A 15,798-nucleotide genomic window follows, 5' to 3' on the forward strand; every position below is an offset into this window, starting at 1 on the left:
GACCGTTGATCTTCCACTTGCCGGTGCCCGGGACGATCCGGACGCGGGCGATGGCGTTCTTGCGGCGGCCCAGGCCGGCGGCCGGCTGGGGCTCGCCGAAGCGGGAGGCCAGGGACTCCGAGGTGTACTCACCCTCGACGGGGACCTCGGACTCGGTGGTGTAGCTGTCGATGTCAAGCTCTTCGAGCGGCTGCTCGGCAGTGGTCTCGGCCACGATACTCCTCAGATTCTGTTCAGTCTTAGGGGGTGGCCGGACTTACTGCGCGACCTGGGTGATCTCGAACGGCACCGGCTGCTGGGCAGCGTGCGGGTGCTGGTCGCCCGAGTAGACCTTCAGCTTGGTGAGCATCTGACGGCCCAGGGTGTTCTTGGGGAGCATGCCCTTGACGGCCTTCTCGATGGCCTTCTCGGGGTTCTTCGCCAGCAGCTCGTCGTAGCGGACGGAGCGCAGACCACCCGGGTAGCCGGAGTGGCGGTACGCCATCTTCTGGGTCCGCTTGTTGCCGGACAGGTGCACCTTGTCGGCGTTGATGATGATGACGAAGTCACCAGCGTCGACGTGCGGCGCGTAGATCGGCTTGTGCTTGCCCCGCAGGAGGGTCGCAGCAGTGGTGGCGAGACGACCCAGGACAACGTCCTGAGCGTCGATGACGTGCCACTGGCGCGTCACATCGCCGGGCTTGGGGCTGTACGTACGCACGGTTCGTAGCCTTCGCTTCGAGTGAATGGTCCTAAACAAGGTCACCGAAACGATCACGACAGCCCTCACCCACTGCGGCGACGCATACCGCGTACGTGGGGTCGCTGGTCATCGGCCCGGTGGACCGGTGTAAGGGCCCGTCCCGTGAGAATGAGCAAGCCAATACACAACGAAGAAGTAGGTTACCGGGCGGCCCCCGGACGGGTCAAAACGAGGCAGGCCGGTGGACGGACCCCGCACCTCCGGCCCCCCGTCTAAGATGCGCCCCATGAATCACGGGCAGGGGGGACCCCAGTCTCAGTGGGATCCCTGGAAACCGCAATCGCAGCAGCCGTGGACCAGCGGAGCCGACGACGGCTCGCCGGACTGGGCCGCGCTCGCCGAGGCCTCGGAGACGCGCAACAAGCGCCGCAGGGTGCTGTTCATAGCCGGCGGCGGGCTCGCCACGGTCGCGATAGGCACCGCGGTCGCCATGGCCGTCGTCTCCGCGAACGGCGGTGATCCGCAGGCCGGCCCCAGCGCCCTGCCCGCCAGCGCCTCCATCCCGGGCTCCGGCAGTGCGACGCCGTCCTTCGCGCCCACCAGCGCCCCGCCGCCGCTGAACCCCGCGGACTTCATATCGAGCGCCAAGAAGGACACCGCCCCGCTCGGCCCGGACACCCTGTTCCCGGGCAAGCAGCTCACCATGAGCGGCACGGTGTACAAGAAGGGCCTGACGGCCGACACCACGAGCTGCGCCTCCGCCGCGGGCGGCACCCTGCCCAAGATCCTCACCGCCAACGGCTGCACCCGCCTGATGCGCACCACCTACAGCAACGGCGGCATCGCGGTCACCGTCGGCGTCGCCGTGTTCGACACCGCGGCCCAGGCCACGAAGGCCAAGGCGCAGACCGACGACCGGAGCATCGTGCGCTCGCTGTTCGGCAAGGGCGTCAAGCCGTTCTGCGCCGGCGCGTTCTGCCGCTCCACCCGCAACGCCTACGGCCGCTACGCCTACTTCACGATCTCCGGCTTCACCAGCGGCAAGAACGTCACCACCAAGGACACCAAGGTCTTCCGCACCGGCAACGACCTGGCCCAGTTCACCGCGAACCAGATCAACCGCCGCGGGCAGGCACAGGCCTCGGCCGCCGCGAACCGGTAGCCCGGCTAGCGCCGCCTCAGCCGCAGCCGCAGCGGGATCACCGCCGACTCCAGCTGGGTGCGCAGCGTCATCTTGGACTCACCCTCCGTCCGCTCGGTGAAGCGGATGGGGATCTCCACGGCCCGGTGCCCGGCCCGTACGGCCTTGTACTTCAGCTCCACCTGGAAGCTGTAGCCCGCGCTGTCCAGGGACGACAGGTCCACGTCCCGCAGGGTCGGCGCCGACCACAGGTTGAAGCCGGCGGTGATGTCCCGGATCTCGGTGCCGAGGACGGCACGCGCGTACCGGTTGGCGAAGCGGGACAGCAGCACCCGGTGCGCGCCCCACGCCTCGTCCAGCGAGCCGCCCTCGACGTAGCGGCTGCCGACGACCAGCCCGGCGTCGCACTCCAGGGCCGCCCGGAGCATGCGGGGCACGGCCTCCACCGGATGGCTGCCGTCGGCGTCCATCTGGACGACGTAGGCGGCGCCCTCCTCCAGCGCGGCGGACATGCCGGCCGCGTACGCCCGCCCCAGCCCGTCCTTCCCGGTGCGGTGCAGCACGCTCATCCGGCGCATGCCGGGCCGGTTGTACCGCTCGGCCAGCTCCTCGGCGATCCGCCCGGTGCCGTCCGGGCTGGAGTCGTCGACGACCTTCAGGTGGAGCCCGTCCAGCGGCAGCGCGAGCACCGCCTCGGCCATGCCCGGCAGGTTCGCCGCCTCGTTGTAGGTCGGCATCACCACGGTGACCGGTGTCACGTCGTGCGTCATCGTTGCTCTTCTTTCCCCGTGTGCGTCTGATCAGGAGGCCGCGGTCAGGAGGTCTTGACCCAGATGCGGTAGTGCCCGGTGCCGCTGGAGTTGCGGAACGGCAGGTCGGCGAGGAGCCGGTAGTGCGCGTTGCCCTTGAGGGCGTCCGCGACGACGGTGTCCACCCGCGGGTTGGTCAGCCCGTCCAGGACGATCAGGTCGTACGCCCCGTCGCGCAGCGCCGCCCGGTAGCCGGCGTCACCGACGTGGTGCCGGCCCTTGCGGTCCGTGTACTCCATCGCGAACGCGCCCTGCCACTGCCGCTGGCTGGTCTTCTCGCGCAGGTAGTAGACGGGGACCTCGGGCGTCGACGCCATGTAGTGGCCCGTGCGGTCCACGTGGGAATCGATGACCTGGATCATCTTCGCGGAGTCGGGCCAGACGCCGAACCGCCAGTCCGCCTGGGAGATGCCGAGGCAGAGCGTCGCAGTCCACAGCATGATGCCGAGCTGGGGGTAGCGGAAGTGGGCGCCGATCAGCCGGGTCACGCCCACGCCGGCCATCGGCGCGGCGAAGAGCAGTCCGAAGCCGACGTGCTTGAACAGCGAGACCACCGTGCCCAGGTGCACCTGGTACGCGGGCGCCAGCAGGGCGGTGCCGCACAGCAGCAGGCCGAGCAGCGCCCGCCAGCGCCAGCCGGGGTTGCCCAGCCGCTGGGCGAGCGGAGACTCGTTCATCCGGCTGCGCCGCACGTAGGAGAGCGCGCCGCCGACGGCGGTGAGGAACATCAGCCCGCCCCACTCGGCCGACCGCTGCAGCAGGAAGGCGGCGCCGTCGGAGCCGTGGTCGCGGTCGGTGGTGGTCTGGCGCACACCGGCCAGCAGGTCGGTGCCGTACATGCCGGCCGCCAGCAGGGCGCCGATGCCGAGCGCGAGCAGCAGCATCCGCAGGAAGGCCTTGCCGCCCTTGTGCGGCCAGCCGGTGAGCAGCGCGAGCACGACGATGGTCGGCAGGTACAGCGCGGAGGCGTACTTCACGCCGACGGCGAGCACGGCGACGGGCGCGGCGAGCAGCACGGCGGCCACGGGTGCCCGGTCGGTGCGGACGACGATCCAGGTGGCCAGGGCCAGCAGGAACACGGCGGCGGCGTCGTAGGTGGCGAAGTACCCCATGACGACGGTCGACTGGACCACGGCGAAGAGCGCGGCGCCGGCCAGCGCGGCCCGCTCGTTGAACAGCCGCCGGGTGAAGGAGTACAGCAGCGCGGTGGTGCCCAGCATGAAGGCCAGGCTGAGGGTGCGGGCCCCCGCGAGCCCGAAGCGGTCGTCGACGGCGGCGGCGAGCACCGGGTACAGCTGCGGCGAGCCGGAGAAGTACGCCGCGTAGTTCACCGGCAGCGGGGTGCCGTGCAGCAGGTGCTGCAGCTCGGCGTGGCCGGCCGACAGGTACAGGGCCTCGTCCTGGAACGCCGAGTTGGCCAGGCGCAGCGAGAGCACCGCCTGGACGGCCAGCACGAACAGCAGCACGGCCCGGCTGACCCAGGCCCGCCGCCGGCTGGCGGCCATGTCCCAGCCGACCTCGGGGGTCGCAGGCACGTGGTACCCGGGCTCGGCCGCCTCCGCCTCCGCCTCCGCCTCCGGCACGGTCTGCAGGGCGAAGGTCGGCTGGTCGGCCGGCTGCTGGTACGGGTAGGTCCGGGGGTCGTAGTCGTACCCCTCGGGGCTGCCGTACCCCTGGGGCACCTCGTACGCCTGGGGGACCTCGTACGCCTGGGGGGCCTCGTACGCCTGGGGGACGTCGTAGCCCTGCGGCTGGCTCGGGATGTAGCCGTCGGAGTTGAACCAGCCGCCCTGCGGCTCGTCGTCGGCGTACGGGTCGTACGGCTCAGGGGTGTAGTACTGCGGTCGTGAGGTCATGACGGCTTCCGTACGTCGAAGCCGAACCGGTCGTCGGCTGCCAGGCGCTTGAATTCCTTCAGCGCCAGCGGGCTGGCCTCCAGCCGCCAGTCGGCGCGCTTCTTGTGGTTGAACCAGACGAAGCCGAGCATGTCGTCGTCGGCGGCGACGCCCGCGAACAGGTTGCGGATGTCGGCGCGGCGCCGCTCGCCGGCCATGGCGGCGGTCTCCAGCAGCAGGAACGGCTTCTTGGTGAAGGTGCGGATCCGGTCGCGGGTGAGTCCGAAGACGCTGTCGAAGGCGTTGTCGGAGCCGGTGGTGAAGTAGCCGATCAGGCCGATCCAGTCGACGTAGGCGTCGCCCGGGTAGTACGGCTCCAGCTTCACGTTCCGCACCGGGTTGACGATGTTGGGCGACCAGGCCCAGATGACGTTGGTGGCACCGGCGTCCACGAAGGTCTGGTGGATGTGCCGCCAGGCGGCCACGTACTGGGCCGGGGTCACGTGGTCCGTGCCCCACTTCTCCCACTGGCCGTTGAACTCGTCAGCGAAGTCGATCACCACGGGCAGGTTCAGCCGGCGGACGGCGGTCGCGTACTCCTTGATGTACCGGTCGGACCTGCCCGCCGCGATGTCGCCGACCGGCGTGTCGAAGGGCTCCCAGGACATCAGCGTCAGCGCGCCCTCGGCCCAGGCGTTGCGCACCCCGGTGGCGTCGAAGCCGTCGCCCCAGCCGGCGTAGTACTCGACCAGGTTGGGCTGCTTGCCGGTCATCCCGGTGTACGCGTCGACGCTCTTCATCGAGGTCGGGGCGCCGGGCACGGCCACGCCGTAGTACTTCTTCGCGGGCTTCAGCAGGGGCGTGACGTCGTAGGGGACGGCCTTGTCGGCGCTCGCGGTGGAGTGCGGGACCGCCGTGCCGGTGCCGGAGCGCGGCGAGCCGCCGGAGTCGTCGCCGAGCAGCGAGCAGCCGGTGAGCGCGAGGAGGCCGGCGAGCACGCCGGCCAGGGCGGCGCGGCCCCGGGCGGAAGACCCTCGGGAGAAACGTTTCGTCGGTCGCATCAGGCGGCCTCCGCCCCCGCGCGCGGCTGCACCAGGACCCGGCCGACGACCAGCGCGTAGAACAGCCCGGAGGACAGGACCAGGGCGAAGTCCGGGGCGTTCATGGTGAACGTCCGGTACACCGCCGCGGTGACCCAGACCAGCGCCGTGCCCCCGCTCCACACCCACATGCCGATCCAGAAACGCCGGGTCTTGTTCTTCTTGGCGCCGGAGGACCCGGTCGGCTGCCAGCCCATGCGGTTCTTGCGCAGGATGTCCCAGATGGCGAAGACGTGCGCCCAGCCGTACATCATGCGGGCCGCCCAGGCCTCCAGGCGGTACGGCGCCCGGTGCCACATCGGGAAGACGATCGTGGTGTAAAGGATGCTGGGCAGCACCAGGAGCAGGTGCTCGACCTTGAGCTTCTCCGGCATCATCAGCAGCAGCACGATCGGGATGACCGGGGCCGCGAACGTGAACAGCGCGGTGTGGATGTAGTAGAAGAACCCGGACATGTAGCACAGCCGGCTGGAGAGCCGGATCCTCGCCTGCCAGAACTTGCGGCTGCCCAGCAGGCTCATCGAGCCCGAGCACCAGCGGTACTGCTGGTTGAAGAAGGCGCCGGCGTTGTCCGGGCACACGCCGGTGGAGACGGCGACCGGTACGTTGCGCAGGTCCCAGCCGAGCCCGCGCAGGTCGAAGCCGGTGTGCACGTCCTCGGAGTGCTCGATCAGCGTGGTACCGCCGTTGGTCTCCAGCGCCGCCCGCCGGTAGATCGCGCAGGAACCGACGCAGATGGCGCCGTCACTGCCCTGCCGGGCCACCTGCACGGAGCGGTAGAACAGCTCCTGCACCGCGCCCGCGCCCCGCTCGATCCAGTTCTGCGAGTCGAGCACCCGGAAGTACTGCGGGGACTGGACGATGCCGATCCGCGGATCGTCGTCCAGGTACGGCAGCAGTTCCTCCAGCAGGTCGGCCCGCGGGGTGAAGTCGGCGTCGAGGATGAGGATGTACTCGCCGTCGGACCGGCCGAAGCCGAAGTGCAGGTTGCCGGCCTTCTTGAACCAGCCCCGGTTCTCCCGGGTGCCGTACCGGAAGCCGAAGTCCCGGGCCATCGCCGCCAGCTCCGGGCTCGCGCCGTCGTCCAGCACGAACGGCACGCAGACCCCGGGGTACCGGTCGGCCATCGCCCGCACGTGCCGCCAGGTGTTGTGCAGCACCTCGATGGGCTCGCCGCACACCGGCAGGAACACGTCGACGGTCGGGTACGCCGCGGGCCGCCAGTTCTGCACCAGCCGCCGGTGGTGGGCGATGTCGAAGTCCCGGGTGAAGCCGTTCACCCGGAGCGAGACCAGGTAGTAGACGACCGTGAACACCAGCAGCGGGGTGTAGATCCACAGCACCGGCGTGGACTGCGCCAGCTTGAACTGGCTCGTCACCAGACAGCAGAAACTGATCAGCGAACTGACCGTCAGGATCCACAGGTTGCGGTGCGCGTAGGAGTACTTCTCCTTGTCCGTCGGCGGCAGCGGCAGCAGTCCGAGCACGGGACGCCCGCCGCGCCCCGCGCGCCGCCGCCCGCTGCTCCGGCGCGCCGCGCGACGCCCCCCGGTCCGCACGGGACCCACTGAAGTCATGCCGTTGTCCCACCCCGGGCCCGTACGGCCCGTCGACCCCCCAGCCAACCCGGCCACCCCTGTCGAACATGCGGCCGGAAGGCGCCACACTAATCGAGAGGTATGAACGGCGTAAGAGTCGACCAGGGCGGTTACACCCGGTAAGTCCAGACATGGGGCATAAGTGCAGCGAAATGCAACGTAACTAACAGGTTTCGCAGCCGGAGGCGCCGGGCAGCGACCGCTTGTTCCGGGCTTCCTTGTTCCGTGCCGCCAGCAGCTCGTCGGCCGGATAGCCGACCTCCTCCAGCGTCAGCCCGTGCGGCCGTACGACGTGCACGGCGGAGTCCCGCACCCCCGCGGCCAGCACCTTCCCGGGCCACTCGGGCCCGCGGTGTCCGTCCCCGACGAACAGCAGCGCCCCGATCAGCGAGCGCACCATGTTGTGGCAGAACGCGTCCGCCCGCACGGTGGCGGTGATGATGCCGTCGTCGCCCCGGACCAGGCTCAGCTCCTGGAGCGTGCGGATGGTGGTCGCGCCCTCGCGCCTCTTGCAGTAGGCGGCGAAGTCGTGCTCGCCCAGCAGCGCCCGGGCCGCCTCGTTCATGGCGTCCACGTCGAGCGGCCAGTCGTGCCACAGGACGTGGCCCCGCAGCAGCGGGTCCACTCCCCCGGGATTGTCGGTGACCCGGTACGCGTACCGCCGCCACACGGCCGAGAACCGCGCGTTGAACCCGCTCGGCGCCTCCCGCAGGGCCCAGACCCGGACGTCCCTGGGCAGCCGGCCGGCGAGCCGCTTGAGCAGCTTCTCGTGGTGCTCGCGCCACACCCCCTCGGGCAGGTCCACGTGGGCCACCTGCCCGCGCGCGTGCACCCCGGCGTCGGTCCGCCCGGCGACCGTCAGCTCGTAGGTCTCCCGTGACCGGGTGACCGTCCGCAGCGCGTCCTCGATCTCACCCTGCACGGTCCGCCGGCCGCCGGCCTGCTTGGCCCAGCCGTGGAAGCCGGTGCCGTCGTAGGAGAGGTCGAGACGGAGACGGACGTGCCCGGGCTGTACTTCATCACTCACCCGCACATCCTCTCAGGTACGAAAAAGCGGGCCCGCCCCTCGAAGGGAACGGGCCCGCTGATGCCCTGGAGGGCAGAACGCTTACGCGTCCTTGGACTCCTCGGCAGCGGCCTCCTCGGCCGGAGCCTCGGTCGCCTCGGGGGCCTTGGCCTCCTCGGCCTCCTTGACCGCACGCTTGGTGGCGGCCTCGGCCTCGCCGGTCGCCTCCTGCGCCACGGTCAGCGCCTCGACCAGCTCGATGACGGCCATGGGCGCGTTGTCGCCACGGCGGTTACCGATCTTGGTGATGCGGGTGTAACCACCCGGGCGGTTCTCGTACCGCGGGCCGATCTCGGTGAAGAGCGTGTGCACGATGCTCTTGTCCGTGATGACCTGGAGCACCTGGCGGCGGTTGTGAAGGTCGCCCTTCTTCGCCTTGGTGACCAGACGCTCGGCGTACGGACGCAGCTTGCGCGCCTTCGCCTCGGTGGTGGTGATGCGGCCGTGCTCGAAGAGGCTCTTCGCCAGGTTCGCGAGGAGCAGCTTCTCGTGCGCGGCGCTGCCGCCCAGACGGGCACCCTTGGTGGGCTTCGGCATGTTCTTTCTCCTGTGTGTCTGCCCCGGCCGTGTCAGGTACCGGGGTCAGGAACCCGATGAGCGGATGCTCACCGGCAACGACCGGTCAGTACGGTCAGTACTGCTCGGTCTCCACGAAACCCGCGTCCGCGTCGTCGTCGGCGCCGAAGGCGTCGGCAGCGGCCGTGGGGTCGAATCCGGGCGGGCTGTCCTTCAGGGCCAGGCCCATGCCGGCAAGCTTCGCCTTGACCTCGTCGATGGACTTCGCACCGAAGTTGCGAATGTCGAGGAGGTCGGCCTCGGAGCGCGCGACCAGCTCACCCACGGAGTGGATGCCCTCACGCTTGAGGCAGTTGTACGACCGAACGGTGAGCTCCAGCTCCTCGATCGGCAGCGCCAGGTCGGCGGCGAGGGCGGCGTCCGTCGGGGACGGACCCATGTCGATGCCCTCGGCGTCGATGTTCAGCTCGCGGGCGAGACCGAACAGCTCGACCAGCGTCTTGCCCGCGGAGGCCATGGCGTCACGCGGACGCATCGCCTGCTTGGTCTCGACGTCGACGATCAGCTTGTCGAAGTCGGTGCGCTGCTCGACACGCGTGGCCTCGACCTTGTACGTGACCTTGAGAACCGGCGAGTAGATGGAGTCGACCGGGATACGGCCGATCTCCTGGCCCACCTGCTTGTTCTGCACGGCGGAGACGTAGCCGCGACCGCGCTCGACGGTCAGCTCCATCTCCAGCTTGCCCTTGCCGTTGAGCGTGGCGAGGACGAGGTCGGGGTTGTGCACCTCGACACCGGCCGGGGGCGCGATGTCGGCGGCGGTGACCAGACCCGGACCCTGCTTGCGCAGGTACATCACGACCGGCTCGTCGTGCTCCGAGGAGACGACCAGCTGCTTGATGTTGAGGATCAGGTCGGTGACGTCCTCCTTGACGCCCGGCACGGTGGTGAACTCGTGCAGCACGCCGTCGATCCGGATGCTGGTGACAGCGGCACCGGGGATCGAGGAGAGGAGGGTACGGCGAAGGGAGTTGCCGAGGGTGTAGCCGAAGCCCGGCTCCAGCGGCTCGATCACGAACCGGGAGCGGAACTCGTCGACGACCTCTTCGGTCAACGAGGGACGCTGAGCGATCAGCATGTGTGGATCAGATCCTTCTTTCGTGGACGCCCGCTATTTGACGTCCGACGGAAACCGCACCCGTGAGAAGTGCGGGTACTGCAAGGGTACGGGCGATACGGCCCGTTGCACGGGGCCGTACCGCCCGGAAAACCCTGAAGCGACCGGTGCGTCAGACGCGGCGGCGCTTCGGCGGGCGGCAGCCGTTGTGCGGGGTCGGGGTGACGTCCTGGATGGAGCCGACCTCGAGGCCCGTGGCCTGCAGCGAACGGATCGCGGTCTCACGACCGGAACCCGGACCCTTCACGAACACGTCGACCTTGCGCATGCCGTGCTCCTGGGCGCGGCGGGCGGCCGACTCGGCAGCCATCTGCGCGGCGAACGGCGTGGACTTCCGGGAGCCCTTGAAGCCGACGTGGCCGGCGGAGGCCCAGGAGATCACGTTGCCGGACGGGTCCGTGATGGAGACGATCGTGTTGTTGAACGTGCTCTTGATGTGCGCGTGGCCGTGAGCGACGTTCTTCTTTTCCTTGCGGCGCACCTTCTTGGCAGCGCCCTGACGACCCTTGGGGGGCATCTACTAACTCCTACGGGAGGTGGTCGGTCCTACAGCGAAGACCGTGGACAGGTGTCCGCTGCGGACTACTTCTTGCCCGGCTTCTTCTTGCCGGCGATGGCGCGACGCGGACCCTTGCGGGTACGGGCGTTGGTGCTGGTGCGCTGACCGCGGACGGGCAGACCGCGACGGTGACGGAGACCCTGGTAGGTACCGATCTCGACCTTGCGGCGGATGTCGGCCTGGATCTCGCGACGGAGGTCACCCTCGGTCTTGATGTTGTTGTCGACGTACTCGCGGATCGCGACCAGCTGCTCTTCGGAGAGGTCACGAACGCGGGTGTTCGGGTCGACGCCGGTCGCAGCCAGCGTCTCCTTCGAGAGGGTCCGGCCGATGCCGAACACGTAGGTGAGGGCGATCTCCACGCGCTTGTCGCGCGGGATGTCGACACCGGAAACGCGTGCCATTCAATGGCTCCTGGTGAATCTTCGGAGGTCTTCCACAGAACCGGCTCCCGGCCGCCGTACCAGGTACGAACCGGGTCCCCGGCCTCCGAACCGGGGGTGTCGAGCTGGATGGCTCGGGCTCTGCGTATGAACATATTCAGCTCGCGTCGCGCGAATCTCTGCGATAGAGGTGCAGAGGGTGATGGTCGTGCGTCAGCCCTGGCGCTGCTTGTGGCGCGGGTTCTCGCAGATGACCATGACCCGGCCGTGACGGCGGATCACCCTGCACTTGTCGCAGATCTTCTTGACGCTCGGCTTGACCTTCATGGGGTGAGGTTCTCCGGGTCAGTGCCATCGCACCGGGCGGGCCCGGGGCGCGGGCAAGATCTACTTGTACCGGTAGACGATCCGGCCACGCGTCAGGTCGTACGGAGACAGCTCCACCACGACCCGGTCGTCAGGGAGGATGCGGATGTAGTGCATACGCATCTTGCCGCTGATGTGTGCCAGGACCTGGTGACCGTTCTGGAGCTCAACCTTGAACATGGCGTTCGGCAGAGACTCGACGACAGTGCCCTCGATCTCGATGGCACCTTGCTTCTTGGCCACGCTTCGCCCTTCGAATCGACTACCTTGATCGACTCCGGCACTTTTCCCTCACGGGCGCATGCGGACATGCGGGTGCACGAGAGCCGACGAGTCAGTCTACGTCGGCGCACCCGGAAAGGCGAATCGAGGAAGTCTGCCCCATCGGGGTGATCCCTATGCGAGCGGGTCCGGCGCAGTCGTCACGCCGTACTCGGCGAGCTTGGCCCTGCCGCCGTCGGGGGCGGTGAGGACCAGGGGGCCCTGCTCCGTCAGGGCGACCGAGTGCTCCCAGTGGGAGGACCAGGTGCCGTCCGTCGTGATGACGGTCCAGTCGTCGGAGAGGACCTCCGTGCGCGGGGTGCCGAGGGAGACCATCGGCTCAATCGCGAGGCAGAAGCCCGGGACCAGCTTGGGACCCTTGCCGCGCCGGCGGTCGACGTAGTTCAGCAGGTGCGGGTCCATGTGCATCTCGGTGCCGATGCCGTGGCCGCCGTAGTCCTCGATGATCCCGTACCGGCCGCCGCCCGGCTTGGGCTGGCGGCGGATGTAGGTCTCGATCGCCCGGGAGACGTCCACCAGGCGGTTGCCCTGCTTCATGGCCGCGATGCCGGCCCACATCGACTCCTCCGTCACCCGGGAGAGCTCGATCAGCTCCGGGGAGTGGCCGGAGCCGACGAAGGCGGTGTAGGCCGCGTCACCGTGCCAGCCGTCGACGATCGCGCCGCAGTCGATGGAGATGATGTCGCCGTCCTTGAGGACGACGTCGTCGGAGGGGATGCCGTGCACGACCACGTCGTTCACGGAGGTGCAGATGGTGGCGGGGAAGCCGCCGTAGCCCAGGAAGTTCGACTTGGCGCCGTGCTCGGCGAGCACCTTGCGGGCCACCTCGTCCAGGTCCTTCGTGGTGGCACCCGGCACCGCGGCCTCCCGCGTGGCCGCGTGGATGGCGGCTACGACCAGGCCCGCCGCCCGCATCTTCGCGATCTGCTCGGGGGTCTTGATCTGCACCATGGGGGCCTGCGCTCTCCGTCACTCACGTCGACTGGGATACCTGTACAACAGTACGGCCGCGGCGCCCGGGCAGGCACCGCGGCCGGAAGGACCGGGGACTACTTGTTCTCGGCCTTCTCGCGCTTGAGGGCCTCCAGTGCCCGCTGCGTGATCTCGTCCACCGGGCCCAGGGCGGAGATCGTACGTACCAGGCCCTGCGACTTGTAGTAGTCGATGATCGGCTCGGTCTGCGTGTGGTAGACCTCCAGCCGCTTGCGCACGGTCTCCTCGGAGTCGTCGTCGCGCTGGTACAGCTCGCCGCCGCAGACGTCGCAGACGTCCTCCTGCTTCGGCTTGCTGTACGACACGTGGAAGACGTGGGAGGAGTCGTTGCGGCAGATGCGCCGGCCGGCGATGCGCTTGACGACCTCGTCCTCGGGTACCTCCAGGTCGAGGACGGCGTCCAGCGTGATGCCCTCGGTCTGCAGCAGCTCGTCCAGCGCCTGGGCCTGCGAGACGTTGCGCGGGAAGCCGTCCAGCAGGAAGCCGCTCTCCGCGTCGGGCTGCTCCATCCGGTCCTTGGCCATCGCGATGGTCACCTCGTCGGGGACGAGGTTGCCGGCGTCCATGTAGGACTTCGCGAGCTTGCCCAGCTCGGTCTGCTGGCTGATGTTGGCCCGGAACAGGTCACCGGTGGAGATGTGCGGGATGGCCAGCTTCTCTGCGAGCCGGACGGCTTGCGTTCCCTTACCGGCACCCGGCGGCCCGACGAGGACGATACGCATCAGCGGAGGAACCCTTCGTAATTGCGCTGCTGGAGCTGGCTCTCGATCTGCTTCACCGTCTCGAGGCCGACACCCACGATGATGAGGATGCTGGTCCCGCCGAACGGGAAGTTCTGGCTTGCCCCAAAGCCCACCAACGCCATTGTCGGTACGAGAGCGATCAGACCCAGATACAGCGAACCCGGCCAGGTGATCCGGTTGAGCACGTAGCTCAGGTACTCAGCGGTCGGTCGGCCAGCCCGGATGCCCGGGATGAAGCCACCATACTTCTTCATGTTGTCGGCGACTTCCTCGGGGTTGAAGGAGATCGCCACGTAGAAGAACGCGAAGAACACGATGAGCAAGAAGTACGAAACGATGTAAATCGGGTGGTCGCCCTTGGTCAGGTTCTGCTCGACCCAGGTCTTCCAGCCCGACTTGCCCCCCGCGAACTGCGCCACGAGTGCCGGGATGTAGAGCAGCGAGGAGGCGAAGATGACAGGGATCACACCCGCCTGGTTCACCTTGAGCGGGATGTACGTGGACGTACCGCCGTAGGACCGGCGCCCGATCATGCGCTTCGCGTACTGCACCGGGATGCGGCGCTGGGCCTGCTCGACGAAGACGACGAGCGCGACCATGACCAGACCCACCGCGATGACGGTGCCGAACTCGATCCAGCCGCCGGCCAGCGTGCCCTGCTTCTTGATGGCCCACAGCGCGGACGGGAAGGTCGCCGCGATCGAGATGAACATCAGGATCGACATGCCGTTGCCGATGCCGCGGTCGGTGATCAGCTCACCGAGCCACATGACGACGGCCGTACCGGCGGTCATGCAGATGACCATGGTGATCGTCGTGAAGATCGCCTGGTCCGGAACGATGCTCGACGCGACCGAGCAGCCGTTGAAGAGGGCCCCGCTGCGGGCGGTGGCGACGAGGCCGGTGCCCTGAAGGATGGCGAGCGCCACGGTCAGGTAGCGGGTGTACTGCGTGATCTTCGCCGTGCCGGCCTGGCCCTCCTTCTTCAGGGCCTCCAGACGCGGGATCACCACGGTCAGCAGCTGCAGGATGATGCTCGCCGTGATGTACGGCATGATGCCGAGCGCGAAGATCGTGATCTGCAGCAGCGCGCCACCGCTGAACATGTTCACGAGACCGAACAGGCCCTGATTGCCCGACGCCTCGTTCACACACTTCTGGACGGCCTGGTAGTTGACGCCGGGGATCGGGATGTGGGTACCGACCCGGTAGACCACGATGATGCCCAGCGTGAAGAGCAGCTTCTTGCGCAGGTCGGGCGTCCTGAACGCCCGGGCGAACGCGGTGAGCACGGTGCCTCCTGCGACCCCCGCGCAACTGCGTCAAGGGTGACGGTCTGAGGTTCGACGAATACGAAAAAGAACAGTGCAGGCCACCTTACCGGCGACACTGCCCCCCTAGGAACGACCAACCGGGGATACCTCATTGTGAGGTATCCCCGGTCGGGATCGTCTACGTCATCGAGGCGTCGTCCGAAGGACTCAGACGAGCTCGGTGACCGTACCGCCGGCGGCGGTGATCTTCTCCTTGGCGGAGCCGGAGACGGCGTCGACCCTCACCTGCAGCGCCACGGAGATCTCGCCCTGGCCGAGGACCTTGACGAGGCTGTTCTTGCGAACGGCACCCTTGGCCACCAGACCCTCGACGGTGACCTCGCCACCCTCGGGGTAGAGCGCGGCCAGCTTGTCGAGGTTCACGACCTGGAACTCGGTCTTGAACGGGTTCTTGAAGCCCTTCAGCTTCGGGAGGCGCATGTGGAGCGGCATCTGGCCACCCTCGAAGCGCTCCGGAACCTGGTAACGGGCCTTGGTGCCCTTGGTACCACGACCGGCCGTCTTACCCTTCGACGCCTCACCACGACCGACACGGGTCTTGGCGGTCTTGGCGCCCGGGGCGGGACGGAGGTTGTGGATCTTGAGCGGGTTCTGCTCCGCCATGATCAGTCGACCTCCTCGACCGTCACGAGGTGGCGGACGGTGTGCACCATGCCGCGGAACTCGGGGCGGTCCTCCTTGACGACCTGCGTGTTGATGCCCTTGAGACCAAGGGAGCGCAGGGTGTCACGGTGGTTCTGCTTGCTGCCGATGTAGGACTTGACCTGCGTGATCTTGAGCTGCGCCATGATCACACACCCGCCCCGGCACGCGCACGGAGCAGAGCCGCGGGAGCGACGTCCTCGAGCGGCAGACCGCGGCGGGCCGCGATCTCCTCGGGACGCTGCAGACCCTTCAGGGCCTCCACGGTCGCGTGCACGATGTTGATCGCGTTCGACGAGCCGAGCGACTTCGACAGCACGTCGTGGATACCGGCGCACTCCAGGACGGCACGCACGGGACCACCGGCGATAACACCGGTACCCGGCGAAGCCGGCTTGAGGAGAACGACGCCGGCAGCCTTCTCACCCGTGATCGGGTGCGGGATGGTGCCCTGGATACGGGGGACCTTGAAGAAGTGCTTCTTGGCCTCCTCAACACCCTTGGCGATGGCGGCCGGCACCTCCTTGGCCTTGCCGTAACCGACACCCACGGTGCCGTCACCGTCGCCCACC

Annotated in this window: 20 protein-coding genes; 1 reads left to right on the top strand and 19 read right to left on the bottom strand. The window is 68.5% G+C overall.

All coding sequences use genetic code 11. From position 1 onward, the window contains the following. Together rpsI and rplM are read right to left on the bottom strand one after the other, a co-directional pair. The coding region (gene rpsI, locus IE312_RS38790) for a 30S ribosomal protein S9 (protein ID WP_368859996.1) at positions 1–214 on the bottom strand (214 nt) is incomplete at its 3' end. A gap of 42 nt (positions 215–256) precedes the next feature. After that, entirely contained in the window at positions 257–700 is a 444-nt protein-coding gene (gene rplM, locus IE312_RS04775) for a 50S ribosomal protein L13 (RefSeq protein ID WP_189978663.1), read from the bottom strand. Positions 701–968: 268 nt separating this feature from the next. On the opposite strand from rplM, the gene IE312_RS04780 reads away from it, so the two are divergent. Then, positions 969–1,844, top strand: a complete 876-nt coding sequence (locus tag IE312_RS04780; RefSeq protein WP_189978666.1) for a hypothetical protein — start codon at positions 969–971, stop codon at positions 1,842–1,844. 5 nt (positions 1,845–1,849) lie between these two features. Here the strand turns inward: IE312_RS04780 and IE312_RS04785 are convergent, their stop codons facing one another. The 17 genes from IE312_RS04785 to rpsE all read right to left on the bottom strand — a co-directional run. Further along, complete coding sequence (locus IE312_RS04785; protein WP_189978668.1) at positions 1,850–2,593, bottom strand: polyprenol monophosphomannose synthase; 744 nt, start codon at positions 2,591–2,593, stop codon at positions 1,850–1,852. Positions 2,594–2,637: 44 nt separating this feature from the next. Next, a complete protein-coding gene (locus tag IE312_RS04790; protein WP_189978670.1) occupies positions 2,638–4,488 on the bottom strand; it encodes a DUF3824 domain-containing protein in 1,851 nt (616 codons plus the stop codon). Continuing rightward, positions 4,485–5,528, bottom strand: a complete 1,044-nt coding sequence (locus tag IE312_RS04795) for a glycoside hydrolase family 26 protein (protein ID WP_189978672.1) — start codon at positions 5,526–5,528, stop codon at positions 4,485–4,487. Before IE312_RS04795 ends, IE312_RS04790 begins: the two co-directional genes overlap by 4 nt. Further along, positions 5,528–6,946 (bottom strand): glycosyltransferase family 2 protein, encoded by a 1,419-nt coding sequence (locus IE312_RS04800; protein ID WP_189978991.1) that lies wholly within the window; start codon positions 6,944–6,946, stop codon positions 5,528–5,530. Before IE312_RS04800 ends, IE312_RS04795 begins: the two co-directional genes overlap by 1 nt. Before the next feature lie 382 nt (positions 6,947–7,328). Then, the gene (gene truA / locus IE312_RS04805; protein ID WP_189978674.1) at positions 7,329–8,192 is read right to left on the bottom strand and encodes a tRNA pseudouridine(38-40) synthase TruA; all 864 of its coding nucleotides are present in this window, start codon (positions 8,190–8,192) and stop codon (positions 7,329–7,331) included. Positions 8,193–8,273: 81 nt separating this feature from the next. Further along, a complete protein-coding gene (gene rplQ / locus IE312_RS04810) occupies positions 8,274–8,768 on the bottom strand; it encodes a 50S ribosomal protein L17 (RefSeq protein ID WP_189978676.1) in 495 nt (164 codons plus the stop codon). Between the two features lie 94 nt (positions 8,769–8,862). Further along, positions 8,863–9,885, bottom strand: a complete 1,023-nt coding sequence (locus IE312_RS04815; protein ID WP_003966937.1) for a DNA-directed RNA polymerase subunit alpha — start codon at positions 9,883–9,885, stop codon at positions 8,863–8,865. A gap of 151 nt (positions 9,886–10,036) precedes the next feature. Then, entirely contained in the window at positions 10,037–10,441 is a 405-nt protein-coding gene (gene rpsK, locus IE312_RS04820) for a 30S ribosomal protein S11 (RefSeq protein ID WP_003956432.1), read from the bottom strand. A gap of 65 nt (positions 10,442–10,506) precedes the next feature. Beyond that, positions 10,507–10,887 carry a 30S ribosomal protein S13 gene (gene rpsM, locus IE312_RS04825; protein ID WP_014674386.1) on the bottom strand — a complete coding sequence of 127 codons (381 nt, stop codon included), beginning with the start codon at positions 10,885–10,887 and terminating at the stop codon, positions 10,507–10,509. A 192-nt stretch (positions 10,888–11,079) separates the two neighbouring features. After that, positions 11,080–11,193, bottom strand: coding sequence for a 50S ribosomal protein L36 (rpmJ, locus tag IE312_RS04830; protein ID WP_003998809.1), 114 nt, complete (start codon positions 11,191–11,193; stop codon positions 11,080–11,082). Positions 11,194–11,253: 60 nt separating this feature from the next. Next, positions 11,254–11,475: a translation initiation factor IF-1 gene (gene infA, locus IE312_RS04835; RefSeq protein ID WP_003948620.1), complete on the bottom strand. Its 222-nt coding sequence runs from the start codon at positions 11,473–11,475 to the stop codon at positions 11,254–11,256. Between the two features lie 153 nt (positions 11,476–11,628). Continuing rightward, positions 11,629–12,465 (bottom strand): type I methionyl aminopeptidase, encoded by an 837-nt coding sequence (gene map, locus IE312_RS04840; protein ID WP_189978678.1) that lies wholly within the window; start codon positions 12,463–12,465, stop codon positions 11,629–11,631. Between the two features lie 98 nt (positions 12,466–12,563). Further along, positions 12,564–13,229 (bottom strand): adenylate kinase, encoded by a 666-nt coding sequence (locus tag IE312_RS04845; protein ID WP_189978680.1) that lies wholly within the window; start codon positions 13,227–13,229, stop codon positions 12,564–12,566. Then, on the bottom strand, positions 13,229–14,542 hold the full coding sequence (gene secY / locus IE312_RS04850) for a preprotein translocase subunit SecY (protein ID WP_189978682.1): 1,314 nt from the start codon (positions 14,540–14,542) through the stop codon (positions 13,229–13,231). Before secY ends, IE312_RS04845 begins: the two co-directional genes overlap by 1 nt. Positions 14,543–14,731: 189 nt before the next feature. Beyond that, positions 14,732–15,187, bottom strand: coding sequence for a 50S ribosomal protein L15 (gene rplO, locus IE312_RS04855; protein ID WP_189978684.1), 456 nt, complete (start codon positions 15,185–15,187; stop codon positions 14,732–14,734). Between the two features lie 2 nt (positions 15,188–15,189). Beyond that, positions 15,190–15,372 carry a 50S ribosomal protein L30 gene (gene rpmD, locus IE312_RS04860; RefSeq protein ID WP_003974250.1) on the bottom strand — a complete coding sequence of 61 codons (183 nt, stop codon included), beginning with the start codon at positions 15,370–15,372 and terminating at the stop codon, positions 15,190–15,192. A 2-nt stretch (positions 15,373–15,374) separates the two neighbouring features. Next, on the bottom strand, positions 15,375–15,798 hold a 424-nt coding region (gene rpsE, locus IE312_RS38795), incomplete at its 5' end, for a 30S ribosomal protein S5 (RefSeq protein WP_229899063.1).

Source organism: Streptomyces capoamus (genome assembly GCF_014654935.1).
Taxonomy (GTDB): domain Bacteria; phylum Actinomycetota; class Actinomycetes; order Streptomycetales; family Streptomycetaceae; genus Streptomyces; species Streptomyces capoamus.

What these genes read in the sequence shown, in the direction of transcription:
- rpmD (WP_003974250.1), bottom strand. Translation starts at nt 15,372, where the DNA reads ATGGCGCAGCTCAAGATCACGCAGGTCAAGTCCTACATCGGCAGCAAG.
- rplO (WP_189978684.1), bottom strand. Translation starts at nt 15,187, where the DNA reads ATGGCGGAGCAGAACCCGCTCAAGATCCACAACCTCCGTCCCGCCCCG.
- rpsM (WP_014674386.1), bottom strand. Translation starts at nt 10,887, where the DNA reads ATGGCACGCGTTTCCGGTGTCGACATCCCGCGCGACAAGCGCGTGGAG.
- IE312_RS04815 (WP_003966937.1), bottom strand. Translation starts at nt 9,885, where the DNA reads ATGCTGATCGCTCAGCGTCCCTCGTTGACCGAAGAGGTCGTCGACGAG.
- rpsK (WP_003956432.1), bottom strand. Translation starts at nt 10,441, where the DNA reads ATGCCCCCCAAGGGTCGTCAGGGCGCTGCCAAGAAGGTGCGCCGCAAG.
- map (WP_189978678.1), bottom strand. Translation starts at nt 12,465, where the DNA reads ATGGTGCAGATCAAGACCCCCGAGCAGATCGCGAAGATGCGGGCGGCG.
- IE312_RS04780 (WP_189978666.1), top strand. Translation starts at nt 969, where the DNA reads ATGAATCACGGGCAGGGGGGACCCCAGTCTCAGTGGGATCCCTGGAAA.
- rplQ (WP_189978676.1), bottom strand. Translation starts at nt 8,768, where the DNA reads ATGCCGAAGCCCACCAAGGGTGCCCGTCTGGGCGGCAGCGCCGCGCAC.
- IE312_RS04785 (WP_189978668.1), bottom strand. Translation starts at nt 2,593, where the DNA reads ATGACGCACGACGTGACACCGGTCACCGTGGTGATGCCGACCTACAAC.
- IE312_RS04795 (WP_189978672.1), bottom strand. Translation starts at nt 5,528, where the DNA reads ATGCGACCGACGAAACGTTTCTCCCGAGGGTCTTCCGCCCGGGGCCGC.
- IE312_RS04845 (WP_189978680.1), bottom strand. Translation starts at nt 13,229, where the DNA reads ATGCGTATCGTCCTCGTCGGGCCGCCGGGTGCCGGTAAGGGAACGCAA.
- rpmJ (WP_003998809.1), bottom strand. Translation starts at nt 11,193, where the DNA reads ATGAAGGTCAAGCCGAGCGTCAAGAAGATCTGCGACAAGTGCAGGGTG.
- IE312_RS04790 (WP_189978670.1), bottom strand. Translation starts at nt 4,488, where the DNA reads ATGACCTCACGACCGCAGTACTACACCCCTGAGCCGTACGACCCGTAC.